We start from the raw sequence: 23,550 nt of genomic DNA on the forward strand, positions 1-23,550 counted from the left end.
GTGGAGTGGCGAAAATAGCCGGATGACGGGCGGAGACATCTTGACCAAGCGTATGATCTGGACCGGCGGTGCGGTTGTGCTGGCGGTTCTTGTGGTTGCTGGAGCCTTTTTCCTGTTTCTGAGAGCGCCTGCCGCTGTTGTCGTGACGCCTTTCCGTGGAATGGCGGTAGAGGCGGTTTACGCGACCGGTACTGTCGAGCCGGTAAACTACGCGCGGGTTGGAGCAAAAATTTCCGGACGTATCACCAATGTGCTGAAGCGCGAAGGCGAGCCCGTGGAGAAGGGCAACATACTAGCGATCATCGAACTGGGTGAGGATATCTCTCGAGTGCATGAGCTCGAAGCACGACTCAAACTAGCAAATGCGGATCTCGACAGGGCGCGTACGTTACGGCGATCGGGAAATGTCAGCGAAGCGGCGCTCGACCAGGCGCAAAGCGCACAATCCGCCACCGCAGCGGCCCTACGCGGCGCAAAGGCGAGGCTTGACGATCATTTCATCACCGCACCTATGGCCGGAACCGTGTTGCGCTCCGAAAGCCAGATCAGGGTCGGGGACATGGCGCAGCCGGGGCACGTTCTCTTCATGGTCGGCGATACGGCGGAGTTGCAGATCGACGCCGAGGTAGATGAGGAGGACATTACCAAGGTTGCGCCGGAACAGGAGGCGCTGATCCGCGCAGATGCCTTTCCGGGCCGGGCGCTCAAAGGCACGGTAAAAAGGATTACGCCTTATGGCGATCCCGTGGGCCGCACCTATCGTGTCTACATCTCTCTTCCCGCGGATACGCCGCTGATTTCCGGCATGACGACGGAAATCAATATCGTTGTGCGACGTGAGGAAGAGGCCTTGCTGGTGCCGGTATCCGCGCTGTCGGGAAACTCGGTCTGGACCGTCTCCGGCGGCAGGGCGCGACGGGTGGAGGTCGAGCTGGGCGCGGTTGGCAGCGATACGGCGGAAATTCTCTCCGGTCTCCCCGAGGATGCGCTGGTCATCGCGAATCCTTCATCCGGTATCGCGGAGGGCGACAGGGTGCGCGCCGAACAGGCTGCGCCTGACGGAACGTCCTAGAGGGTCCGATGTTCTGGCAGGTCGTCTTCAGCATCGCAGCGGCACACCTTACGTTCAGGCGGCGGCAGACCATTGTTTCGACGCTTGGTGTGGCGCTGGGCGTGGGGTTTTTCATTGCGACGTCCTCGGTCATGTCGGGATCGGAAAAAGACCTGACGCAGCGGCTCGTGGATAATGCGCCGCACATCACCATCAAGGACGAGTTTCGTACCGCTGCGAAGCAGCCGGTTTTCCTGGCATTTCCGGATGCGACCGTGAAGCTCACCAATACGAAGCCCCGGGAATATCTGCGGGGCATCAAGAATTACGGCGCAATCGTTGAGGAATTATCGCAGCAACCCGGCGTAATTGCCGAGGCGGCGCTGACCGGGCAGGCGATCGTGCGTTATGCGAGCAAGGATGTCGGCGCAGCGATCGCCGGGATCGATCCGGAGAAGGAGCGCCAACTAACTACCGTCGAGCGGGACATGCGGCAGGGGAGCCTCATGCGGCTCAAGACGGCCTCGCAGGGCATTGTGATCGGCAGCGGCATGTCAGTGCGCCTGGGGCTCGGGATGGACGATCTGGCGACCGTCGTCTCGCCTACGGGGCTTGTGCGGCGGATGAAGGTGGTGGGTATTTTCCGGACCGGCAATCTGCTGCTCGATGAGGGGCAGGTTTACATGCTCATCAAGGATGCGCAGGTGCTCCTCGACAAGCCGTTCATTGCCAATCGCATTCGCATCAAGGTCGGCGACCCGGACAATGCCGAGGATTTCGCGGCGCGGATAGAAAGCCGCTGGGGATATCGCTCGGAATCCTGGCAGGAAGTGAACCGCGATTTCCTGGGGCTTTTCGCCATCAGGAACACGATCACCTATTCCATCGTGGGGGCGATCATGGTCGTCGCCTCGTTCGGTATCTTCAACATCATCTCGACCATCGTCATGGAAAAACGGCGGGATATCGCCATTCTCATGTCGATGGGGTTCCGCGCGCGCGACATTCAGGCGATCTTTCTCGTACAGGGCGCAGTCGTGGGACTGATCGGCATGTTGATGGGCTGGTGCGTCGGGCTCGGCCTGTTGCAGATGCTGGCATCGGTCGAGTTCACCATTCCGGGCATGTCGGAAAAGCAGGGAATGGTGCTCGACCGGGGTTTTTTCCAGTTCGCGCTGGGCGGTTTTTTCTCCGTTATCTCGGCTGTGGGGGCCGCGTGGTATCCGGCGCGCAAGGCGTCGCAAGTCCGGCCGGTCGACATCATCCGGGGTGCGGCATGACGGGGGCGGCGCTCATCGAGGCGCGCGGGGTGACGCGCGTGCTGCAGGAAACCGTGCCGGTGACGCTGGTGCGCGAGATCGATCTCAGCGTCGGAAAGGGCGAATTCGTGAGCGTTACCGGGCCTTCGGGCTCGGGAAAGTCGTCTCTGCTCTATTTGCTCGGACTGCTCGACGTGCCGACCGCGGGGCATGTGTCAATCGAGGGGAAAGACACAACGGGGCTCGACGCGGATGAGCTGGCGGCGGTCCGGCTCAACAAGATCGGCTTCGTTTTCCAGTTTCACTTCCTGCTGCCGGAATTCACCGTGCTTCACAATGTGATGCTGCCCATGCGCCGGCTGGGCAGACTGAGCGAAAGAGAAATGGCGGAACGCGGCCATTTTTTGCTCAATGAATTCGACGTTGCCGACCAGACGAAGAAGCGCCCGGACCAGCTTTCAGGCGGTCAGCGGCAGCGCGTGGCGATTGCGCGGGCGCTCGCCAACGACCCGGCGCTCATTCTTGCCGACGAGCCGACAGGCAACCTCGACACAAAGAACAGCGAGATCGTGTACGGGATATTCGCGAAGCTCGTTCGCGACGAGGGGCGAACGGTGATCGCGGTCACGCATGACCCGGAATTCGCGGCCGCGGCGTCGCGCAACGTCCATCTCGTGGACGGAAAAATCGACAGCGATACAAGGCGTTAGCGGGAAAGCTCGCGCATGGCGTGGTCGAGGCCTTCCAGCGTCAGCGGGAACATGCGCTCGCCCATGATCTGCTTGATGATCTGCAGAGAAGGCGTGTATTCCCAATGCCTTTCAGGGATCGGATTGATCCAGATGGCACTTTCGTAGATCTGGTTGACGCGCTCGAGCCAGATGCCGCCGGGTTCCTCGTTCCAATGCTCGACGGAGCCACCGGCATAGGTGATTTCGTAGGGGGACATGGTGGCGTCGCCGACGAAAATCACTTTGTAATCAGAGGGATACTTGTGGAGGACGTCCCAGGTCGACATTTTTTCGGCGTGGCGGCGACGGTTGTCCTTCCAGACGCCTTCATAGAGGCAATTGTGGAAGTAGAAATATTCGAGGTTCTTGAATTCGCTGCGCGCGGCGGAGAAGAGTTCCTCGCATAGCTTGATGTGGCTGTCCATCGAGCCGCCGATATCGAAGAAAATCAGCACGTTGATCTTGTTGCGGCGCTCGGGACGCATGATCAGGTCGAGATAACCTTGATGCGCGGTCGCCTTGATTGTGCCGTCGAGATCGAGTTCTGTCGGCGCGCCCTCGCGCGCGAAGCGGCGGAGCCGCCGGAGCGCCACCTTGATGTTGCGCGTGCCGAGCTCGACCTGGTCGTCGAGGTTCTTGTATTCGCGCTTGTCCCAGACCTTCACGGCCTTGCCGTGGCGGCCTTCCTTCTGGCCGATGCGAACGCCTTCCGGGTTGTAACCATTTGCACCGAAAGGAGAAGTTCCGCCGGTGCCGATCCACTTGTTGCCGCCTTCGTGGCGTTCCTTTTGTTCCTCCAGACGCTTCTGGAGCTCCTCCATGATCTTTTCCCAACCGCCCAGCGCCTCGATTTGTGCCTTCTCTTCCTCGGTGAGGAATTTCTCGGTGAGGGCGCGGAGCCATTCTTCGGGGATGTTGGCGATCTCGCCATCGCCGACCTGCTCCAAGCCCTTGAAAACATGGCCGAAAACGATGTCGAACTTGTCGAGATTGCGCTCGTCCTTGACCAGCGCGGCGCGGGACAGGAAGTAGAAATCCTCGACCCTGCGCTCGATGATGTCGGAATCCATGGCCTCCAGCAGCGTCAGGTATTCGCGGAGCGAGACGGGGACGTTGGCTTTTTTCAGTTCATGGAAGAAGTGGACGAACATGAGCATTTCCGCGGGTTTAATGGCTTGTTGGCGGCAGTCTAGGGCTTATGGACGGCAGTTTGAAGGTCCATTTGCGGGGGGCTTCCGGGCGGTCTTGAACAGGCCGTTTTGCGAGCGGAACGAATTTATCCCGCAAAGGGCGTTTTTGTCAGCCGGGGCGGGCGGTTAGGGCGGGGCGTGGAAGCACTTTGCCAGCGACTGTCATGAGACTGTTATCGAACTGTCATAAAGGCGGGTTTATGTGTTCTGTGTACGGAGCAGTTCGGGTTTATTCACGGGTGGGGAGGCGATGGCGGGTGCGCGAAACACGAAGAAGGGCGGGTGGGGATAAATAGTTTTCGCGTGGGAAGGTGTAGCACTGGCAGTCGTCGTCTGCGGGCCCGTTGCGAGTAGACAGGGCGAACGACCTGAGTGCACTATTTTCACTCAAGGGTTGGGGGACTCAGCATGACAATTGGAGGCTGCGAACGGTTATTCGACCGGAATAGATTTTCCCGTTTCTTCGGAGAGGTGGTCGCCAGTCAGCTTGTGGTCGGCTTTTGGAGAAGACAAAGGTGAGAAGTCAGGCTCAGGTCGGCGCGGCAATTGGGGTGGTAGCAGGGTTGGCCCTACTGGGATGCGGACTGATATTCGGTAGTTCAAGTTTCCCTGGACTTGCGTCGTTCGCAGCGATTTCCAGTTCTACTTTTGAAAACACGTGCAAAGTCGACGCAGGAGTCAGAGTCTATGATCGGCCGATTGATGTTGCAGGATACTCCGAGATGCCCGGGGTGGACGCGCCGTCAATTGAAGAGATCGTAGGCGGTCGCCCTCCCAAAAGCCGAGCTCGTGGTGGATGCTTCCCGTGTTTCGATGAACTGGTGAGGGATGGATACCAATATATAGAAGCTTATTACATAGCGGCTGCAGACCGGGAAGGACAACCGGTGCTAGGCCGGCAGCGGGACTACTACACGTCAAAGACAGGACTGTATCGGTACGAACTTCTTGAGAGAAGCGAAGCGGGTGAGAGGTGCGACACGTTTGACCGTATACGGCATGAGACAAGAGGATTGACGAAAATCAATCCTGCCTTTGCCGACCCGTCCATGTATTTCTTCGCTAAACAGTTCGAAGAATACGCCGCCACAATTGCAGACAAGTGTGTTGTCGCGAGCAGGATTGAAAATTTTTCCGCGTTGTATCGGATCGGGCTGGAACAAGAAGTCCTTCCTTGGTCGACTCCAGACGAGACGGTCTATAGGCGAAGATCGTTCATTGAATCAAAGCAAGGAACCGTTGTCGCTGAAGGTGTCTCTTATGCTTACTTTAGCAAAGTGCCACAGCACTATCTTAAGGTGGCAGACGCTCGCTGTGGATCGATTGTATTGCCGCCAGTGGCGGAGTTGTTGCGGCCTGCCGGCCCCAACTAGATGCTTTATCTCGGGGATAGCAATTTTTTGGGCCTCGTGAAGAAAGAGTTTTTTCCGACGCCGCTTTGCGGCTTCTGGATTGCCGGGTCAAGCCCGGCAATGACGGTCGTATTGGGTGGTGCTGTTGTGGTGAGCGCTGCGTCCCCTCCCCAAACGGCTTGCAGTCGTTTGACCCTCCCTCAGCGAGAGGATGGTAGGCAGAATTTGGGTCAGGCCGGTTTCGCGGCTTGCAGGAAGAGCCAGCCGGTGGAATCCGAACGCAGGCCGTATTCACGCACGCTCAGGAACTTAGCGAAGGTGGCGTTTCAGTAAGAGAGTAGAACCGGGTGTGGACTAAAGTGAACTGAACAGCGCCTGGATATGCACCGATCATCGTTCATGCCCGTAATGCCCAATCCGAAAGAAGCTTGTCTACATACATGTCGATGCCAGTCACGGTGTCGTTCGCAATGTGGCGCATCCGCTTCTCGATTTGGCAATCGTACGGTTTCAGGAGTTCCTTTATTTCGGCGTCGCTGCGACCGAGTTGCGCGGCTACGGCGACAATTTGGGCTACCCTGATCATATGATTACTACTTACCAACCACCGATTTGGTTCTAGGTCGGCAACAAGGAATGCGAGATAGGTCTCAAGATCAATGATGCTCTTGATGATCGGGAGTAAATTCCGGACAACAAAACCCATGACCAAATTCACCAGTTCGTCGCCGCTAGTATCGGGGACGCGAACTCTCGGAAAAGAGGTCCGCGAGAACTTATCCAGGCTTGCGAAGTGAAACGTCATGCTGCACTCCACAACAACATCACGTTCTTTCGCCCATAGCTGGAAGTTGGGGTGGCCATATTTCACCATTGCCTCAATGCCAAACTTCTGGGCATCAGGGTTCCGCAATCCGAATTGAGCCGTGAAGTACTGCCGGGAGTCTTGTCCGAAATAGAGAAAATGCTCGACTTCCGCCGTGCTCCATGTGGCGCGGTAAACGCTTTTCCTGAGGCGGTCGTAGCCGATTACCGCCAGTTCTTTCTGGATCAAGGTGTCTTCAAACACGTTCAATCTCATGTTCTCGTCCTGTTGGGACAGACGTCTCCCAAGGCAGATAGCGATACCTGCACGTTCCAACTGTCCTTGGAGGACATACGGACGCAGTTGAATCTCACCAACTTGTTTTGACCTTAACTCCTATTGTTGGTCATGTGCATCGCCTCCGGCCTGTCTCTTATCCAATTCCGGCGGACCAGTCTTGCGAAGGGTAACGCCGCTTTGCGGCTTCTGGATTGCAGGGTCAAGCCCGGCAATGACGGTTGTATTGGGGGTTGTGGTTGTGGTGGGCGCTGCGACCCCCACCCGGAAAATCCGCGAAGCCGCGAATTTTCCGGCCTCCCCGCAAGGGGGAGGCAATCGCATGTTGTGGCTTTTCAGCTAGCTGGGTTTCACGGCCTGAACGAACAGCCAATCCGTCGGTTTGCCGTCATAGCCGCTGCCGGCGGTTTCCTTGATTTCGATTTGGTGCCATGAGGCGCTCGCGGTGAGCCAGGCGGATAATTGATCCCTGGACGGATAATTGTAGTAGCGGCCGAAGCCGTCGCGGCCTTCGGCGTTGCCGCTCTTGAAGCTCGCGAAGAGGAGACCGCCGGGTTTCAGGGCGCGGTGGAGGCGGGCGAGGATGCCGGCCATGCCTTCGACGGGAACGTGAAGCAGCGAGGCATGGGCCCAGATGGCGTCGAAGGCTGCGACGTCGTCGATTTCCTCGAAGCGGGCGATGCGCACCGGTTTGCCGAGGCGGCGGGCGGCGATGGCGGCGAGGCCGGCGGAGCCGTCGAGGGGCGTTACCTCGAAGCCTGCTTCCATCATCGCCGCCGAGTGGCGGCCGTCGCCGGAGCCGAGGTCGAGGACGTGCGCGCCTTGTGCGAGGCGGGCGAGGAAGGGGTGGAGAAACGAGCCCACATCCGTCCTGTCGCCGCGCGCGGCATAGGCTTCGGCCTCCGTGTCGTAGAAGGCGAGGGTTTTGGTGTCGTGGTTTTTTTCAGTCATCCGCGCAGCTCTCTCCGGCATTCATATAGAAAAGCCCGCGCGTGAGGCGCGGGCTTCGATCTCGTGCGGCGACCGGCACACCGGTCAACGCCCTCAGGCTTTCTTTTCCTTGACGATCTCGACGACCGACCTGATGAAGCCGACTTCGACATCTTCGATGGATGTGGACGCGCCATACACTCCACCGAAGGCAAAGGTCTTCGACACTTCGTATTGAGCGAACGTCTTGCCCGCCGTGTCGATCAGAAAGACATCCGCCTCGATCTCGATCTGGCCGAGACCTGCAAGCATGGCGCGGGCGAAGGCATTGCCTTCATCGTATTCGGTAAAGACGACCTTCATCGTCACGGGCGCCGTTTCACCCTCGGCCGCCATCATGTCGGCGGCCTGAAGCGCCAGTTCCCCCATCAACTTGCCCGCAATCCGATCTAGGTCGTATTGCGTTATCTGAACGCCGGATGCGGCCTCGGCCGTGACCTCCGCAATCTTGAGCGATGACTTCTGCTCCGGCGCGAGCGCCAGAACAGGAACAGGTTTCGATACGCTGTCGGCGCAGCCGGCCAGAATGGCCGCAACGCCGAGCAGGATCGCCACACCAAAAAATCTCATGCTGAATCCCCCATTTAGATACCCGCAGAGAAGGTGCCGGAAAATTACGTTCTGGTGAAGCGTCAACTTCACTGAGCATGACGCTTATGGATCCCGGCTTTCGCCGGGATGACACCTTGTTTTGGACATGAAAAAGCCCGCGCGGTGAGGCGCGGGCTTTGGTGGCTTGAAGAAGGAGTCTTTTCCTGACGCCGCTTTCGCGGCTTCTGGATTGCCGGCTTTTGCCCTTCGCTTGCGCTTCGGGCGTTCGAGGCTCGAAAAGGTCCACCGGACCTTTTCGTTCGCTATGCGAAACGCCTCTCACCCCGGCAATGACGAAGGAGAGAGGAGGCTAGTTCCTCTCGCGGCGGGCGAGGAAGGCGAGGCGTTCGAAGAGGTGGACGTCTTGCTCGTTCTTCAGGAGGGCGCCGTGGAGGGGCGGGATGAGTTTGGTGGGGTCTTTTTCGCGGAGCGTTTCCGGCGAGATGTCTTCCGAGAGGAGGAGCTTCAGCCAGTCGAGGAGTTCCGACGTCGAGGGCTTCTTCTTCAGGCCGGGGACTTCGCGGATCTCGTAGAAGATCGAGAGGGCTTCCTGCACGAGCTTGCCCTTGAGACCCGGGAAGTGGACGTCGATGATCGCCTTCATCGTGTCTTCGTCCGGGAACTTGATGTAGTGGAAGAAACAGCGGCGCAGGAACGCGTCCGGCAGTTCCTTTTCGTTGTTCGAGGTGATGATGACGATGGGGCGGATGTCGGCCTTGATGGTTTCGTTCGTCTCGTAGACGTAGAATTCCATGCGGTCGAGTTCCTGAAGCAGGTCGTTCGGGAATTCGATATCGGCCTTGTCGATTTCGTCGATCAGCAGGATGGGGCGCTTCTTGCGCTCGAAGGCCTCCCAGAGCTTGCCCTTGGAGATGTAGTTGCGGATGTCCTTGACGCGCTCGTCGCCGAGCTGGCTGTCGCGCAGGCGCGAGACGGCGTCGTATTCATAAAGGCCCTGATGCGCCTTGGTGGTCGACTTGATGTGCCAGGTGATGAGCTCGGCGTCGAGCGCCTTCGCCACTTCCTCGGCAAGCACGGTCTTGCCGGTGCCGGGCTCGCCCTTGATGAGGAGCGGACGCTGCAGCGTGATGGCCGCATTGACGGCGACGCGCAGGTCTTCGGTGGCGATGTAATTCTTCGTACCCTCGAACTTCATGGATATGGACTTTCCCCTGGACGCGGGAACAGACGCTTGATGCGCAGGCCGCCGCTTATCTAATTGCGAAACGGGTGTGAAGCTAATGGCTGACACTGGCGGGTTCAAGGAAAACGCCTGTTCGTTTCGGAAGGGCATGGCCCCCGAAATTGGGAGGGAAAAGGGCGGTTTCGCCGCCGCCCCTGCGGCAATTTCTGCCGGGCAAAGGGCAGCAGGTACCCGGTGCGGGGAGGGTTCGTCCATCGTAACCCATTGAAAATGCTCAAATAAAACTATGGCCCGCTCCTTGCTCCCCATGGTCCAGCACGTGTCCCGCCAGCGCCTTGCCGGGACCTACCGCATGGAGACAGGACCATGAGTTTCTTTGGATCGATGACCACCGCCATCACGGGTATTCGCGCCCAGTCGAGCGCGCTCGGTCACATCTCGGACAATATCGCCAATTCGCAGACCATCGGCTTCAAGCGGACGGACACGAATTTCCAGGACATCGTGACGGCTTCGACGAGCCGCAACCACCTTCCGGGCGCGGTGCTGGCAGCGCCTTCCTTCACCAATAATGTGCAGGGCTCGATCGACGCTTCCGAAGTGCCGACGCATATGGCGATCAACGGTTCGGGCTTCTTTGTCGTGTCGGCGCGGGTGGCGACGGTCGACGGCAACCCGGTCTTCGACAATGTGAACTACTACACGCGGCGCGGCGACTTCTCGATGGACAAGTATGGCTACCTCGTGAATGGCGGCGGCTACACGCTGCAGGGGCTGGCCATCGATCCGGTGACGGGCAATCCGGTAGGCGACACGCCGAGCCGCATCCAGATCAACCGCGATTTCCTGGCGGCGCGCACGACCTCGACCATCAGCTACAAGGCGAACCTGCCGGCCTGGCCGAAGACGGTGAACGCCGATCCGGCGATCGCCAACAGCGAGCTTCTGACGGTGGGCCGCTTCACGCCGGCGCTGGCCGATCTCAGCGTCATCTCGGCGGCGAATGAAGACATCTTCCTCGACAACTCGCTCTCGGGCGGCGCGGTGACGGGCTATGACGAGCTTGGCGCACCGGCGAACGTCCAGTTCCGCTGGGCGAAGATCGACAATGAGGATGGCGGCGGCGACACCTGGAACCTGTTCTACAAGACCAGCGACAGCGCGACCGGCGCGACCGACAAATGGGTGAATGTGGGGCAGGACTATGCCTTTGACGGGCAGGGCCGGCTGACACCCGCCGTGGACTCGACGACGATTACCGGCCTGACGGTGAACGGCGTCAGCCTCGGCAATGTGACGCTCGATCATGGCGCGTCGAACGTGACGCAGTTCGAGGACGATAACGGCACGGTGAAGACGACCGAGCTCGACCAGAACGGCTATCCCTCCGGCGAGCTTGTGAGCATCGCGGTGTCGGAGAACGGGCGCATTACCGGCACCTATTCCAACGGCAAGACGGTGGACCTCGCGCAGGTTTCGCTGGCGACGTTCAATGCTTCCGACAAGCTGAAGAAGCTCGACGGCACGGCCTTTGCGGCGACGCAGGAATCCGGCGAGCCGATGCTTGGCGGCGGCGGCGACATCATCGCCTCGGCGCGGGAAGCATCCAACGTCGATATCGCCGACGAGTTTTCCAAGCTGATCGTGACGCAGCAGGCCTATACGGCCGGTACGCGCATCGTGACGACGGCGGACGAACTTATCCGCGAAACGCTGAACATGAAGCGCTGATGAGGGGCGCGGCGGGAGCCTCCACGGCACCCGGCGCGAACCGGCCGCTCTCAAGGTAAAAAGTTACAGGTCTCCAGATGAGCCTTTCCTCCGCACTCGGCGCCGCAATGAGCGGGTTGAACGTCACCCAGGCCGGGATCGACGTTACCTCGCGCAACATCGCCAATGTCGGCACGGCCGGCTACACCCGCAAGGTGCAGCAACAGGTGAACGCGCTGGCGGGCGGCGAGGGCATCGGCGTGCGGCGCGAGGCGGCGCAGCGCCAGATCGACGAATTCCTGCAGCAGCAGCTCCGCACGGCATCGGCCGGATCGGCCTTTGCCAATGTGAAGGCGAACATGCTTGGCCGCGTGGACAGCATGTTCGGCACGCCGGACTCCAATTCCTCCATCGCGGGCGCGATCAGCGGGCTTGCGACGATGCTGCAGGAGCTGGCGGGCAACCCGGAATCGGACGCGGCGCGGCAATCGCTGCTGAACGAGGCGGGGAACCTGGCGGCGAAGCTGAACAACATGTCCGGCACCGTGCAGGAGATGCGGCTCGAAGCGGAGCGGAACATCGCGGCGGCTGTGGAGAGCGCGAATGCGCTGCTCGGCACCATCGCGGATGTGAACAACCAGATCGCGCAGCGCCAGGCGGGCAATCTTTCGGTCGGCGACCTGCAGGACAAGCGGGACATGGCCATCGACGAGTTGTCGAGGCTGATGGATGTGAAGGTCGTCAACCGCGACGACGGTACGGTGACGATATTCACGTCGGGCGGGCAATTGCTGCTCGACCGGACGCCTGTCGAACTGCGGTTCGACGAGCGCACGCAGATGGACCCGACATCGACGCGGGAAAATGGCGGGGTGGGCACCATCTCGCTGATTTCCGGCTCGAACAGCATCGACCTGCTGGCGGCGGGCGCCATCCGCTCCGGCGCTATTGCGGGCTTCGTATCGCTGCGCGACGATATTCTGCCGAAGGCGCAGGCGCAGCTCGACGAACTGGCGGCGCAACTGGCGCTGGCGCTTTCCGAGGAACAGGTGGCGAGCGAAGCGGCGGTGGACGGCGCGGCGACGGGCTTCGACATCGACACCGCCTCGATGATGGCGGGCAACACGATCAGCCTCAGCTATACGGTGGGCGGCGTTACGCAGAACGTGACCATTGTGCGGGTGGACGATCCCGCGTCGCTGCCGCTTGCGAATGATTTCACGGCGAAGCCGAACGACATTGTGGTCGGCATCGACTTCAACCAGCCGATGGCGGGGATCATCGCGGACCTGCAGGCGGCTTTGCCGGCGGATGTCGTGGTGTCGAACCCGGGCGGCGATACGATCCGCTTTCTCGATGATGGCGCGGCGGGCAACAGCGACATCAATTCGGTGAGCGCGACCGTGACGCCGGCCGGACTGAGCGACGGGACGATGGGTATGGCGCTCTTCGTCGACGGCTCGGGCGGCAAGATCTTCTCCAACGAGCCGGGACAGAAGACGGGCTTTGCAAGCCGCATCCAGATCAATCCCGCGGTCGTGGCGGACGATACGCTGCTGGTTTCCTACGACACCGGCACGCCGCTGGGCGACGCGACGCGGCCGCTGGAGCTTCTGAAGCGGCTGACCGGCAATGGCCGCGACTATGCGCCGGGGACAGGGATCGGCGGCACGTCGACGCCGTTCAACGGCTCGGTCGACGCCTTTGCGCGGCGGATCGTTTCGTTCCAGTCGGGGCAGGCGGCGAATGCGACGCGCGACGCGGAAGCGCAGCAGGTCGTGGCGTCCTCGCTGCAGGACCGTTTCGACGCGCAGACGGGCGTCAATATCGACGACGAGATGTCCAACCTTCTGTTGCTGCAGAACGCCTATTCGGCGAATGCGCGCGTCATCACCACCATCAAGCAACTCTTCGATGTGCTTTTGAGCATCGGCAGGTAAGATCATGCAGATTTCCACGCTCTCCCAATCTCTCGCGCTGCGCCAGTCGATCAACAACATGCGGGCGCAGTTCGACGATCTGCAGCGGCAGTTGTCGACCGGGCTCAAGACGGACAGCTATGCGAAGCTCGGGACGGACCGCAACGTGGTGCTGTCGCTGTCGCACCAGCTCAACCAGATCTCGGCCTATACCAACACGATCTCGAAGACGCAGATGCGGATCGAGGTGATGTCGGACGCGCTGACGCGGGTGAACAGCATTTCCAGCGAGATGAAGACGGGGGTGCTGACGTCGGGCTTCGAACTCGTCAACGGCAAGCAGACCACGGCGCAGATTTCGGCGGCGATGCAGTTCGACGAGATGGTCAACCTGATGAACCTGCAGGTGGAGGACCGCTATCTCTTCGGCGGCGTCGACACGCAGACGCGGCCGGTGGCGCTGCCGGACGAGATCATGAATGGCAGCGGCGCCAAGGCGGGGCTGAAACAATTCATCGACGAGCGGGCGCAGGCCGATATGGGCGCGGACGGGCGCGGGCGGCTGACGCTCGGCATAGCGGGCGCCACGGTGACGCTGGCGGAAGACGCGGCGCCGAGCATTTTCGGTTTCAAGCTCGAGGGCGCGACATCGACGCTGAGCAATGCGACGGTGACGGGACCGGCGGGGGCGCCCGCGGGCGTGGACGTCGAGTTCACCGGGCTGCCGGCGGCGGGCCAGCAGATCACGCTCGACATGCGGCTGCCGGACGGGACGACGACAAAGGTGACGCTGAAGGCGACGATGGACAATCCGCCGGCGGCGGGCGAATTCACCATCGGCACCGACGCGGCGACGACGGCGGCGAATTTCCAGGCGGCGCTCGACACGGCGGTGCAGACGGAAGCAAGCGTCACGCTGAAGGCGGCATCGGCGGTGGAAGCCTCGAACAATTTCTTCGACTACCAGGCGGGCGGTTCGCCGCAGCGCGTGGACGGGCCGCCCTTCGCCTCGGCGACGGGGCTGCGGGACGCGACGGATGCCGACACGGTGTTCTGGTACAAGGGCGATCTCAGCGGCACGGCCGGAAACAACATGGTGGCGCAGATCGACAGCGGGCGGCAGGTGAGCTACGGCGCGCGGGCCGACCAGGCGGCGATCCGCGACACGCTGAAGATGTCGGCGCTGCTGTCGGCGGTCGAGTATTCGGACGCGGACGATCTTTCGCAGCGCAAATCCTATGCGGCGCTTTCGACGCGGGTGGGCGACAAGCTCAGCTTCAAGGGCGTGCAGTCGCTCGAGAGCATCGTGACGGGGCTCGGCCTGACGGCGGCGACGCTTTCCAATACGCAGGACCGGCATGACCTGGTGATGGCGACGTCGAACGAGCTGCTGGGCGACATACAGAATGCCGATGATTACGAGGTCGGCGTGAAGCTGACCATGCTGCAGACGCAGCTTCAGGCGAGCTATCAGGTGACGGCGATGCTGTCGCAGATGTCGCTGGCGAACTATCTCTAAGGCTCACGGCGGATGAAAGAAGAAGGGCTCGCGGTTGCGGGCCCTTTTTTATTGCGGCATCAGGCGTCCGCTTGCTCGGGGGTGAGGCCGATGGCGGCACGGTAGCTGCCGTCCATGTGGAAGGGCACGGAGGCGTGGTCGTGAAGAATGAGCCATTTGCCCGCCCGCTTCGTGAAGCAGGTGGTGGTGCGGAACCAGAGATCGACCTTCTCGCCATCCGTCTTGGTGCCGCGCATGTGCTGGAGCGCGGCGGCCCAGGCGCTGCTGCCTTCAATCACGATCTCCAGGTCCCGTGTTTCGAGGCGGATGGGGCCGTCCCATGTCGCGAACCATGCGGAGGTCGAGGCGGCGTCGAAACCGCGATGGAGAAGGGGCGGGGCGAGATCGAAGAAGAAGGCTTCCGGCGCATAGCACGCGGCCAGCGCGCCGGCATCCTTCGCGGCATGCGCCTCCTGAATCCTGGCACCGAGGGCGGCGATTTCCTGCTGCGGGCTCATGAGACAGCTCCTTTGCGGGTTCGAGGGGTTTCGAAAAGCGTTTCGATGTAACGCTTCAGGTGATCGCAGGTTTGGCGGGCGCTGCGGACACCGTTCTCCGCCTTGGCGAGAATGAAGGCGCCTTGCAGGACGGCCTGGATGTGGAGCGAGAGACTGCGCGCACTCCAGTCCGCATCCAGGCCGCGATCCGCCATGGCTGCCGCGATGTCGGCCTCGAGCATGCGCGCATGGGAAAAGATGTCGGCGGCGCAGGCTTCACGAATGGCGGGATTGGAGGCGTAGGTTTCCTGCAGCATGGTGCCCATGAGGCAGGTGAAGCCGGCGAGATCGCCCTTCATGAGCGATTTGCGGAAATCGACATAGGCGAGGACGCGGTCGAGCGGGTCCTTCGGCGCCTGAAAGGGGGCGTTGCCGAAGAAGTCCTTGTTGGTCTCGGTCCATGAGGAGGCGGCGGCGATGGCGAGCGCCTCCTTGCTCTCGAAATGATGGAAGAAGGCGCCCTTGGTGACGCCGGCGCCGGCGCAAAGATGATCGACCGTGGTGGCGGTGTAGCCGCGCTCCCGAATGAGGCGGCGGGCGGCGTCGAGAATTTTCTCCTTCGCACCGTGTCTTGCGGCGGGGGCTTTGGCAGCGGCCATGATTTCAAACCTCAGTACCGACTAGTTGGTATGTTTTTATGAGGGGCGAGCCAGCATGTCAACAGGGGAGATCAGGCCAGCTCTCCGCAACGGCAAGGCGCCGCACCGCGCCGCGAAATTTGCGCGCCGGGAAAAAGGCGGCATTCTGTGCGCCATCAAGGCATTCAGCCGAACAGAAAAAGAAGAGAGGGAGGCTCGATCATGAAGCTCGACAGTTCCATTTCCGCGGTCGTGACCGGCGGCGCGTCGGGCCTTGGCAAGGCGACCGTGACGGCGCTGCGCGCGCTCGGCGCGAAGGTGGCGATCTTCGACCTCAACCGCGAGAACGGAGAACGGGTGGCGAAGGAGCTCGGCGCGCTTTATTGCGAGGTCAATGTGATGGATGAGGCATCCGTCGATGCGGGCTTCGCGAAGGCGCGGGCGGAGAACGGGCAGGAGCGGTGCCTCGTGAACTGCGCCGGCGGCGGGCGCGGCGGCAAGACGATTGCGCGCGACAAGAAGACGGGCGAGATCGTTCCCTTCAAGATCGCGGATTTCGAATATGTGCTGGGACTGAACACGGTGGGCACGTTTCGCTGCATCGTGAAAAGCGCGGCGGGAATGGCGACGCTCGATCCGCTGGAAGGCGGCGAGCGCGGCGCCATCGTGAATACGGGATCGGTCGCGGCGGAGGACGGGCAGATCGGGCAGGTGGCCTACTCGGCGGCGAAGGCGGCGATCAAGGGCATGACGCTGACGATTGCGCGCGACCTTTCACGCGAAGGCATACGCATCAACACGATCCTTCCCGGCATCATGGCGACGCCGCCGATGCTGGGCGTGAAGGACCGCGCGCCGCAGATTTTCGACAATCTGGCGGCGTCGGTGCCTTTTCCGCCAAGGCTCGGCGATCCGTCGGAATATGCGGATCTGGCGCTGACGATGCTGAGGAACGGGTATTTCAACGGCGAGACGGTGCGTCTCGACGGCGCCATCAGAATGCCGCCGCGCTGATTGCGGGCGCCTAGGCGGCGGAGCCAAGCGTCCGCCGAGCGAGGGCGGCGATAAGGTCCGTGCGGGTGACGATGCCGGCGAGGCATTCCTCCGAGAGGACGGGCACAGCGTCGCAGCCGCTTTCCGCCAGCATCGGCAGCAAGGCGCCAGCCGGCGTGTCGGGCGCCGCCTTCGGGATGCTGACCGACATGACCTCGCCTGCTTTCACGTAAGCAGCACTCCGCGTGTCGAAGAGGCGCGTCATGGCGGCGACGAAGCCACGGTCGAGACTGAGCGTATCTTCCCTGGCGCGGCGGATCAGGTCGATCTGATAGATGATGCCGAGGAAGCGGCCGTCTTCAGCCACGACAGGCAGGGATGTGAAGCTGTATTGCCGGAAGAGGTCCGCGACTTCCGACAGCGGCGTGTCGAAGGCGACTGTCACGAGGTCACGCGACATAATGGCGGCAGCGGTGAGCGGCTCCGTCCTATGCGTGGCCGCCTGCAACTCGGCGGCCCCGATGAGGCGAGCGAGATCCTCGACGCCGAGGTTCAGCGATTGACGATAGCGCTGAAGAATGCCGGTCAGTTCCTGCTCGCTGAGATCAAGACGCTGCAGCGGCGGCGGATCGGCGGTGCCGAGCGCGTTGTCTTCCTCGAACTGCCGGAACGGATAACGGCGCCCCGTGAGATGGGCATAGATGACGGCGATGAGCACGAGGATCAGTGTTCCGAGAGCGACTGGCATCAGAGCGAACATGAAGCCCAGTTCGCGAACCATGTCGGGGCTCAGGGCTGCCGTCATCGCAACTGCGCCCGCCGGCGGATGAATGGCGCGGGCGACGCTCATCGCGGCGACGGAGAGGCTGACCGCAAGAACGACGCGCAGAAGCGGATCCGAAATGCTCAGGCACACCGCGACGCTGACCAGCGCGGCAAGCGTGTTGCCGACAATCGCCGACCAGGGCTGGGCGAGCGGACTGTTCGGCGCGGCGAAGAGGAGGACCGAGGATGCACCGAACGGAGCAATGAGAAAGAGACCGAGTTCGAGGTCGACTTTCGGCGAGAGGACGAAGAGCCCCGCGACGCCGAGACCCGCAATCGCGCCGCCGCCCGCGCGCAGGGTCTCCCGCAGGGAAACGCCGGGAATGGCGGGACCAAGAGCGCGTACCGAGCGGCGAAGCAGCTTTGCGAGAGGCGATGACATGGCGGGGGTTATACACAGATCGCGCAGGCGAAGTGACCCCTCCCCAAAATTCGCAGGCGAATTTTGACCCTCCCGCAGGGGGAGGGTGGGAAGAAAGGGAAACCGTCGTGTGGATTGCCGATCAGCCGCGGCTGTAGAGGCCGGCGGCGATTTCGCGGTTGATCATGATGAGGGTGTCGAGGAGTTGCGGCGCGGGTTCGCGGCTCGACTCGATTTCGCTCGTGCGCTTGAAGATGAAGATGGCGAGGTTGGCGATGTTCTGCTTGATCTCGCGGGGGAGCGGGTGCTCCTTCTCGGCGGCCGAGGCGGCGAAGACGGTCCAGATGCGGCGATTGTAGAGGAGCGCGTCACGCAGGGCGCTGGCCGTTTCGTTCGTCCAGTTGTCGCGGATGCGCTGCAACTGGCCGGCGGCGCGGGTCAGGATGGTCGCCTCGAACTCGCGCGGGTCCTTGGTCGCCATACGCGATGCATTGGCATACGCGTCATGAGGTCTTGACATTCTCCAGTAGCCCCCGTTCGTACTCGATCAACTTACGAGCTTCCTTGAGAGCTTTATACATTTCGCCGGTTAAGATTTTACTGTTCACCGCGTCTATAAATGGCGCAGTCGAGGGGGCTGCGTCGATCACGTCCTTGACGATCTGGAAGTAGAGATCGTGGTGGGGGCGGGGATCGGGCGCCAGATACATCATCTGAACCAGGAGATAGAGACGCTTGCAGGGCGTATCGGCGTCCGCCGCGCGGAGGATGTCCTTTTCGCGGAGGATCGGCGTCTCGCCCTCGATGAACAGGCGGGTGCGCTGGTCGTCGTTTGTGATGACGCTGTCGCCCAGGATGAAACGCTCACCGGGCTTGAGTTCGACTTTGAGAGCCATTGCGGGGCCGTCCTGACGGAGAATCTCGGAAAATTTCCTGCCCAGTCTAAACTGAATCGCGGGCGGATTCCTCGTTTTGTCATATTTTCTTGCGGGCGACCGCGGGCCGTTCCGCCGGAATATGCGGCACCAAAAGGAAACGGCGGGAACCGGGGTTCCCGCCGTCTTTTGCCGTTTGCCTGTCCGCGCGAGCGCGGGCGGGTATTAGCGCAGGAGCGAGAGAACGCTCTGTTCGGCCTGTGTCGCGAGCGACAGCGAGGTCTGCGCGAGAGACTGGCGGGTCTGCAGAGCGAGCAGGTTCGCCGCTTCTTCGTTCGTGTCGGCCAGCGTCAGGTTGCCCGAACCGGTTTCGAGAACCGAAATCATGTTCGAGGTGAAGTCCTGACGGTTCTGCACGACCGAGAGGTTCGCACCGAAGGTCGAGGCCTGGGCGCGGAGGGTCGCCGTGGCCGTATTCAGGCCAGCAACGGCTGTTTCGATGTCCGCATTGGTGGAGAAGTCAGCTTCGTCGATACCGAGATCGTCACCAACCGTCATCGTGACGCCGGTGATGTCCAGCTTGGACGTGCTGTCTTCGTTGAAGTTCACCGTCAGCGTATCGCCCTTCAGCAGGTTGATGCCGTTGAAGGAAGCGTCGTTCGCGATCTGGTCGATCTGATCGCGGAGGCCGTTGAAGTCCGTGACGTAGGTCGCACGGGCTTCCGTGAGCGTTTCGCCGTTGTCGGAGGAGAGCGTCGAGCCGAAATCGCCCGAGTCCGCGCCGGCAATCGTGATGTCTTCGCCGCTGACGGCCTTGAAGGTCACGCCCGTGCCGGAGACTTCGGCGGTGACGCCCGCCGAGGCGGCGGACAGCTGGTCGTTGATGTCAGAAACCATCGCCGCGAGCGAACCGTAGTCCTGGTCGAGCGTGATGGTGTCGGCGGAAGCGTCGCCCAGTGCGACCGTGAACGTGGCGCTGGCACCGGAAGCGGAGTAGTCGGTGTCCGCGTCGGGAGCCGCAGTTGTCGTCAGCGTGGTCGTGGTGGCTTTGGCCTGGAGAGCCTGGTTGGCAACCGACTTCGCCTGGTCGACGAGCTTCTGGATCGACTTGATGCCTTCATCGGCGGCCTTCAGCGTCTGCACACCGAGGCTCATCGAGTCCTGCAGGGCGCTAAGATCGCTCGCGCGGGCATTCAGGCCAGCGGCGGTGAAGAAAGACTGGGGATTGTCGAGAGCGCTGGAAACCTTCAGGCCGGAAGCGAGACGGTTCTGCGTCTGCGCCATCATCTTCGCGGTGCTCTGGAGGGTTTCGAGGTTCGTGCGCACTGCGCTGTTAATGGTGATATCACCCATCGTCGTAGTCCTTTCCTAGGAACTGTCTTGACCGGCTCTTTCTGAGCCATGTTCGAAGCATGCAGGACGGATGTTAAAAGGCGGTAAATCGCCCGATTTTTTTCGATTGTTTTTCAAAAAGCTTTTTTCAGGCCGTTAAACAAAAAGGGCGGACCGTGCGGTCCGCCCTTTGTGTTCGCAGAGATTTTATTCTTAACCGAAGAGACGCAGCACACCCTGTTCGGCCTGGTTCGCAAGCGACAGGGCAGTGGTGCCGAGCTGCTGGCGGGTCTGCAGGGCGAGCATTTTCGCACCTTCTTCGTTGGTATCGGCGACGGTGAGGTTCGACGCGCCGGTCTCCAGCGTGTTGACGAGGGACTTCGTGAAGTCCTGACGGATCTGCACCACACCGAGGTTCGCACCGAAGGTCGAGGCCTGCTGGCGCAGCACGTTGGTGGCGGAGTTCAGCGTATCGACGAAGGCCTTGATGCCCGCATCGAGAGCGAAACCGTGATTGCCGGATTCATTGTCCACGGCGCCGATGTTGAGATCGCCTTCCGGTGTCAGGTCTACGCCTTCAATGTCGAGCTTGCTGGTCTGCTCGGTATTGAAGAAGACGCTGAGCGTGTCGCCCTTCAGGAGATTGACGCCCTTGTAGCTGGCATCCCTGGCGAGCTGTTCGATCTGTTCACGGAGATTGTTGAAGTCGCGCTCGAACTTGTCGCGGTTCACGCCGTCGGTGGCGGTGGTGCGGGAACCGAGCAGGCCGCTGAGGCTGACCGGGGTGACACCGCTCGCCGCCGTGACGGCGACATCGCGGCCGTTGGCGCCTTCGAATGTGAGCTGACCTTCCGGGGTGAGCGCGGCCGTCAGCGGCTCGTCGCCGTCGAAAGTGTCGTTCGCCCAGTCGATGAGGTCCTGCACCGTCGCGATGTTGCCGGAGGCGGCGCCGATCGTGACCGTCTCGGTGACTTCGCCGACCGTGATGGTGATGGTGTTGCCGGTGGCAAGATCGCCGAGGCCGTTGAGGGCCGTGGCGGCGGAAAGCGCGGCGCCGGTCTGGTTGCCGGTGATGACGGCGGCCTTGACCTTGGTTTCAAGCGCCTGGTTCGCGACGGCCTTCATGCTGTCGACGAGTTTCAGGATCGACTTGATACCCTGGTCGGCGGCTTCGAGCGTCTGGACGCCCTGGCCCATCGCATCGAGCAAGCTGTTCAAATCGGATGCGCGGTTGTTGAGGCCCTGCGCGGTGAAGAATGAGGTCGGGCTGTCGACAGCGCTGCGCACCTTGAGGCCCGTCGCCAGACGCAGCTGCGTCTCGTCGAGCATCTTCGCGGTGTTCTGCATGCTGAGCAGGTTCGACCGGATCGCGCCGGAAAGGACTACATCAGCCATTTTCTCTACCCTCCAGGGTTTGGCCAGGCCGTCTCATGGCGGCACGGGCACTACACTCGGCATTAATCATTAATTCGACGTAAACGAACCAAACTGCATTGCGATTTGACTGTCAGTCCGACTATTCGGGTCTTCAGCCGCTTCGCGCTCAATCCGGATGCAGGAACCGGCCATGCCGAGTTTCGAATCCACAAGATTGCTTGCCCTCTCATTGGCAAGACGCGGGCCAAGTCAAAAAATGTAATGAAATCAATTGGTTGGTATTTTGCGCAGGCGGCGTTGTGGGCATGGATTGCCGTACCGGGGGAAAAATTTTCCGTCTTACCCGGAAAATTGCGTCGCTTGCCGGTCGGACAGAAGCGGCGTGGAAACCGGTGTCACAGCTTGCCGGCGGCGCGAAGCCGGGTCAGGGCTTCATCGGTCATGGCGCGGGTGAGGGCGAGGGGGTCGAAGCCCGGCCTGATCTGGAAGGGCTTCAGGCAGGGGTGCCAGGGGATGCCGCCGGTGCCGAGCAGGACCGGGTTGCCGGCCGCGAGATAGACGACGCCCGGAATGCAAAGCGCGCCGGCCATTTCGGAAGAGGCATTCCACTGGGCAACGAAGAAATCCAGCTCGGCGGTGAGCGCGGCGGTGCCTTCGAGGTCGTTCATGGTGTCGAGGCCGGGCATCCGGTGGATACGGATGCCGTATTTTTCCTCCGCCTCGATTATTTCCTCGTCGGCCTCGCCATATTGCAGGTTCACGACCTGGACAGTGTCGAGCTTCAGGAAATCCAGCCAATGTTCCAGCCTTGTGGCGAAGGAGGCGCGGATGGGATTTCGTACGCTGGAACGCCAGCAGAAGCCGATGCGGGGGCCGGGGCCGAGGGTGGCGAGCCAGTCGCGCGCGGCCTGCCGCCTTGCGGGATCGGCGACGAGCGGGCGCGGATTTGCGGGAAAGCTTTGCAGCGAACGGCGGCGGCGGGAGGCGACGATGCCGGCGGGGGCGGTGACGTCGAAATCGACCTCGCCGTAATTGCCGAGGCCGGTCGAGGTGCCGGTTTCGGCGCGGACGGTCGCTTCAGGCCAGGTCCGCTGGTAGAGCGAGACGAGGCGGCGGTCCGTTTCGATGATGAGGTGGCCGGCTTCGCGGACCAGATCGTGGTAGCAGGTCGAAAAGTAGAGATCGTCGCCGAGGCCCTGTTCGCGCCAGACCATGAACGTCTTGTCCGAGAGATCCTCGCCTTCCCAGATGAGGCCGGGGAAGGGGCGGTACGGCGACCGCTCGCGGCAGGCGAAGCCGAAGCCATACATGTCCCAGCCGGCTTCTATATGGCCGGTGGCGAGGAGGGCGCGGGCGAGGTTCCAGCGCGTGCCGTCGCAGTCCGGGTTCATGTTGAGCGCGATCTGGAGGAGCTGCAGGGCCTCCTGCTGCCGCCCGACAACATCGAGAAGGGCGCCGTAATTCGCGTAAACCGTGGGCAGTTCGGGATTGATGGCGATGGCGCGGCGGTAGCTTGCCTCGGCTTCGTCGTACATGGCGGCGCCCGCAAGCGCGCGGCCCAGCGTGTTGTAGCATTCGGCCGTATCGGGCCTGATCTCGAGAGCGTGCGAGATCAGGTCCACCGCTTCCTGATAGCCTGCCTTCTCGACAATTATGCTGGCGAGATTTCCGAGGGCGACGAAGGCATCCGGGTCGATTGTCAGGACGCGGCGATATAGCTCTTCGGCGCGAACATGTTTGTATGCGAAGCAAATGCCGGCGAGGGCCAGAAGGTGCTGCTTGTCCTCCGGCGCGGAAGCGGCTGCGGCATCAAGGGCGTGGACGGCTTCGTCGGGGCGGCCGACCGCGATGAGCGAGCGGCAGAGGGCGTTGAGCGCGTTGACATGGCGCGGGTCGGCGGCGAGCACCTTGCGGAAGCGGGTGAGGGCGTCGTTGGCGCGGCCTTGATCCAGGAGCCGGAGACCCTGTTCGTATTTTTTCTGAAGGTCGCCGGTGACGGATTTTCCCGCGGCAAGGCGCCGATTGCTCATGGTCGACATGGTGGAAGCTGCCCCGCGACTGCCCGATGCTTCGTATACGCCATTTCGGCGCCAGTATGGTTACCACCGGGTTAAC

At 61.7% G+C, this 23,550-nt stretch carries 21 protein-coding genes; 8 read left to right on the forward strand and 13 right to left on the reverse strand.

What is annotated here, in order from left to right; all coding sequences use genetic code 11:
• Positions 1-40: 40 nt before the first annotated feature.
• The 3 genes from PLAV_RS12830 to PLAV_RS12840 are packed head-to-tail and all read left to right on the forward strand — an operon-like array spanning position 41 to position 3,020.
• The gene (locus tag PLAV_RS12830) at positions 41-1,072 is read left to right on the forward strand and encodes an efflux RND transporter periplasmic adaptor subunit (protein ID WP_012111453.1); all 1,032 of its coding nucleotides are present in this window, start codon (positions 41-43) and stop codon (positions 1,070-1,072) included.
• A gap of 8 nt (positions 1,073-1,080) precedes the next feature.
• Positions 1,081-2,331: an ABC transporter permease gene (locus PLAV_RS12835; RefSeq protein ID WP_012111454.1), complete on the forward strand. Its 1,251-nt coding sequence runs from the start codon at positions 1,081-1,083 to the stop codon at positions 2,329-2,331.
• Positions 2,328-3,020 (forward strand): ABC transporter ATP-binding protein, encoded by a 693-nt coding sequence (locus PLAV_RS12840; protein ID WP_012111455.1) that lies wholly within the window; start codon positions 2,328-2,330, stop codon positions 3,018-3,020. The genes PLAV_RS12835 and PLAV_RS12840 overlap by 4 nt, the downstream gene beginning before the upstream one ends.
• Here PLAV_RS12840 and PLAV_RS12845 read toward each other — a convergent pair.
• On the reverse strand, positions 3,017-4,192 hold the full coding sequence (locus tag PLAV_RS12845) for a vWA domain-containing protein (protein ID WP_041535999.1): 1,176 nt from the start codon (positions 4,190-4,192) through the stop codon (positions 3,017-3,019). The genes PLAV_RS12840 and PLAV_RS12845 overlap by 4 nt on opposite strands.
• A 1,052-nt stretch (positions 4,193-5,244) precedes the next feature.
• Between PLAV_RS12845 and PLAV_RS12850 the strand changes: the two genes are divergently transcribed.
• Entirely contained in the window at positions 5,245-5,604 is a 360-nt protein-coding gene (locus PLAV_RS12850; protein WP_143710220.1) for a hypothetical protein, read from the forward strand.
• Between the two features lie 376 nt (positions 5,605-5,980).
• Here the strand turns inward: PLAV_RS12850 and PLAV_RS12860 are convergent, their stop codons facing one another.
• The 4 genes from PLAV_RS12860 to PLAV_RS12875 all read right to left on the reverse strand — a co-directional run bounded on the left by PLAV_RS12860 (position 5,981) and on the right by PLAV_RS12875 (position 9,422).
• Entirely contained in the window at positions 5,981-6,664 is a 684-nt protein-coding gene (locus tag PLAV_RS12860; RefSeq protein ID WP_041536002.1) for a hypothetical protein, read from the reverse strand.
• Between the two features lie 360 nt (positions 6,665-7,024).
• A complete protein-coding gene (locus PLAV_RS12865; protein ID WP_012111459.1) occupies positions 7,025-7,636 on the reverse strand; it encodes a class I SAM-dependent methyltransferase in 612 nt (203 codons plus the stop codon).
• A 93-nt stretch (positions 7,637-7,729) separates the two neighbouring features.
• Positions 7,730-8,245, reverse strand: coding sequence for a DUF4410 domain-containing protein (locus PLAV_RS12870; RefSeq protein WP_012111460.1), 516 nt, complete (start codon positions 8,243-8,245; stop codon positions 7,730-7,732).
• A gap of 331 nt (positions 8,246-8,576) precedes the next feature.
• Positions 8,577-9,422, reverse strand: a complete 846-nt coding sequence (locus tag PLAV_RS12875; protein WP_012111461.1) for an AAA family ATPase — start codon at positions 9,420-9,422, stop codon at positions 8,577-8,579.
• Between the two features lie 354 nt (positions 9,423-9,776).
• Here PLAV_RS12875 and PLAV_RS12880 point away from each other — a divergent pair, with 354 nt between their 5' ends.
• The 3 genes from PLAV_RS12880 to PLAV_RS12890 all read left to right on the forward strand — a co-directional run bounded on the left by PLAV_RS12880 (position 9,777) and on the right by PLAV_RS12890 (position 14,558).
• Positions 9,777-11,141, forward strand: a complete 1,365-nt coding sequence (locus PLAV_RS12880) for a flagellar hook protein FlgE (RefSeq protein WP_012111462.1) — start codon at positions 9,777-9,779, stop codon at positions 11,139-11,141.
• Positions 11,142-11,218: 77 nt separating this feature from the next.
• A complete protein-coding gene (flgK, locus tag PLAV_RS12885) occupies positions 11,219-13,060 on the forward strand; it encodes a flagellar hook-associated protein FlgK (RefSeq protein ID WP_012111463.1) in 1,842 nt (613 codons plus the stop codon).
• Positions 13,061-13,064: 4 nt separating this feature from the next.
• On the forward strand, positions 13,065-14,558 hold the full coding sequence (locus tag PLAV_RS12890; protein WP_012111464.1) for a flagellin N-terminal helical domain-containing protein: 1,494 nt from the start codon (positions 13,065-13,067) through the stop codon (positions 14,556-14,558).
• A gap of 59 nt (positions 14,559-14,617) precedes the next feature.
• On the opposite strand, the gene PLAV_RS12895 is transcribed toward PLAV_RS12890, so the two are convergent.
• Positions 14,618-15,055, reverse strand: a complete 438-nt coding sequence (locus tag PLAV_RS12895) for a YybH family protein (RefSeq protein WP_012111465.1) — start codon at positions 15,053-15,055, stop codon at positions 14,618-14,620.
• Complete coding sequence (locus tag PLAV_RS12900; protein ID WP_012111466.1) at positions 15,052-15,693, reverse strand: TetR/AcrR family transcriptional regulator; 642 nt, start codon at positions 15,691-15,693, stop codon at positions 15,052-15,054. The genes PLAV_RS12895 and PLAV_RS12900 overlap by 4 nt, the downstream gene beginning before the upstream one ends.
• Before the next feature lie 201 nt (positions 15,694-15,894).
• Between PLAV_RS12900 and PLAV_RS12905 the strand changes: the two genes are divergently transcribed.
• Positions 15,895-16,686, forward strand: a complete 792-nt coding sequence (locus PLAV_RS12905; protein ID WP_012111467.1) for an SDR family NAD(P)-dependent oxidoreductase — start codon at positions 15,895-15,897, stop codon at positions 16,684-16,686.
• Positions 16,687-16,696: 10 nt separating this feature from the next.
• Here the strand turns inward: PLAV_RS12905 and PLAV_RS12910 are convergent, their stop codons facing one another.
• From PLAV_RS12910 to PLAV_RS12935, 6 genes are all read right to left on the reverse strand, one after another.
• A complete protein-coding gene (locus PLAV_RS12910; RefSeq protein ID WP_012111468.1) occupies positions 16,697-17,872 on the reverse strand; it encodes an HPP family protein in 1,176 nt (391 codons plus the stop codon).
• A gap of 121 nt (positions 17,873-17,993) precedes the next feature.
• Positions 17,994-18,332: a flagellar biosynthesis regulator FlaF gene (gene flaF, locus PLAV_RS12915; RefSeq protein ID WP_202943983.1), complete on the reverse strand. Its 339-nt coding sequence runs from the start codon at positions 18,330-18,332 to the stop codon at positions 17,994-17,996.
• 22 nt (positions 18,333-18,354) lie between these two features.
• Positions 18,355-18,747, reverse strand: a complete 393-nt coding sequence (gene flbT / locus PLAV_RS12920) for a flagellar biosynthesis repressor FlbT (protein WP_012111470.1) — start codon at positions 18,745-18,747, stop codon at positions 18,355-18,357.
• A 204-nt stretch (positions 18,748-18,951) separates the two neighbouring features.
• The gene (locus PLAV_RS12925) at positions 18,952-20,079 is read right to left on the reverse strand and encodes a flagellin N-terminal helical domain-containing protein (RefSeq protein ID WP_012111471.1); all 1,128 of its coding nucleotides are present in this window, start codon (positions 20,077-20,079) and stop codon (positions 18,952-18,954) included.
• Positions 20,080-20,271: 192 nt separating this feature from the next.
• The gene (locus PLAV_RS12930; protein ID WP_012111472.1) at positions 20,272-21,453 is read right to left on the reverse strand and encodes a flagellin N-terminal helical domain-containing protein; all 1,182 of its coding nucleotides are present in this window, start codon (positions 21,451-21,453) and stop codon (positions 20,272-20,274) included.
• Between the two features lie 377 nt (positions 21,454-21,830).
• Entirely contained in the window at positions 21,831-23,474 is a 1,644-nt protein-coding gene (locus tag PLAV_RS12935; RefSeq protein ID WP_012111473.1) for a tetratricopeptide repeat protein, read from the reverse strand.
• Positions 23,475-23,550 lie beyond the last annotated feature (76 nt).

The sequence above is a fragment of the Parvibaculum lavamentivorans DS-1 genome, assembly GCF_000017565.1.
Classification (GTDB): domain Bacteria; phylum Pseudomonadota; class Alphaproteobacteria; order Parvibaculales; family Parvibaculaceae; genus Parvibaculum; species Parvibaculum lavamentivorans.

Excerpts from the sequence above, each read along its gene's own strand:
- PLAV_RS12845 (WP_041535999.1), bottom strand. The coding sequence starts at position 4,192 with ATGTTCGTCCACTTCTTCCATGAACTGAAAAAAGCCAACGTCCCCGTC.
- PLAV_RS12935 (WP_012111473.1), bottom strand. The coding sequence starts at position 23,474 with ATGTCGACCATGAGCAATCGGCGCCTTGCCGCGGGAAAATCCGTCACC.
- PLAV_RS12930 (WP_012111472.1), bottom strand. The coding sequence starts at position 21,453 with ATGGCTGATGTAGTCCTTTCCGGCGCGATCCGGTCGAACCTGCTCAGC.
- PLAV_RS12875 (WP_012111461.1), bottom strand. The coding sequence starts at position 9,422 with ATGAAGTTCGAGGGTACGAAGAATTACATCGCCACCGAAGACCTGCGC.
- PLAV_RS12840 (WP_012111455.1), top strand. The coding sequence starts at position 2,328 with ATGACGGGGGCGGCGCTCATCGAGGCGCGCGGGGTGACGCGCGTGCTG.
- flgK (WP_012111463.1), top strand. The coding sequence starts at position 11,219 with ATGAGCCTTTCCTCCGCACTCGGCGCCGCAATGAGCGGGTTGAACGTC.
- PLAV_RS12900 (WP_012111466.1), bottom strand. The coding sequence starts at position 15,693 with ATGGCCGCTGCCAAAGCCCCCGCCGCAAGACACGGTGCGAAGGAGAAA.
- PLAV_RS12910 (WP_012111468.1), bottom strand. The coding sequence starts at position 17,872 with ATGTCATCGCCTCTCGCAAAGCTGCTTCGCCGCTCGGTACGCGCTCTT.
- PLAV_RS12835 (WP_012111454.1), top strand. The coding sequence starts at position 1,081 with ATGTTCTGGCAGGTCGTCTTCAGCATCGCAGCGGCACACCTTACGTTC.
- PLAV_RS12880 (WP_012111462.1), top strand. The coding sequence starts at position 9,777 with ATGAGTTTCTTTGGATCGATGACCACCGCCATCACGGGTATTCGCGCC.
- PLAV_RS12890 (WP_012111464.1), top strand. The coding sequence starts at position 13,065 with ATGCAGATTTCCACGCTCTCCCAATCTCTCGCGCTGCGCCAGTCGATC.
- PLAV_RS12905 (WP_012111467.1), top strand. The coding sequence starts at position 15,895 with ATGAAGCTCGACAGTTCCATTTCCGCGGTCGTGACCGGCGGCGCGTCG.
- flbT (WP_012111470.1), bottom strand. The coding sequence starts at position 18,747 with ATGGCTCTCAAAGTCGAACTCAAGCCCGGTGAGCGTTTCATCCTGGGC.
- PLAV_RS12860 (WP_041536002.1), bottom strand. The coding sequence starts at position 6,664 with ATGAGATTGAACGTGTTTGAAGACACCTTGATCCAGAAAGAACTGGCG.
- PLAV_RS12870 (WP_012111460.1), bottom strand. The coding sequence starts at position 8,245 with ATGAGATTTTTTGGTGTGGCGATCCTGCTCGGCGTTGCGGCCATTCTG.
- PLAV_RS12865 (WP_012111459.1), bottom strand. The coding sequence starts at position 7,636 with ATGACTGAAAAAAACCACGACACCAAAACCCTCGCCTTCTACGACACG.
- flaF (WP_202943983.1), bottom strand. The coding sequence starts at position 18,332 with ATGGCGACCAAGGACCCGCGCGAGTTCGAGGCGACCATCCTGACCCGC.
- PLAV_RS12895 (WP_012111465.1), bottom strand. The coding sequence starts at position 15,055 with ATGAGCCCGCAGCAGGAAATCGCCGCCCTCGGTGCCAGGATTCAGGAG.
- PLAV_RS12925 (WP_012111471.1), bottom strand. The coding sequence starts at position 20,079 with ATGGGTGATATCACCATTAACAGCGCAGTGCGCACGAACCTCGAAACC.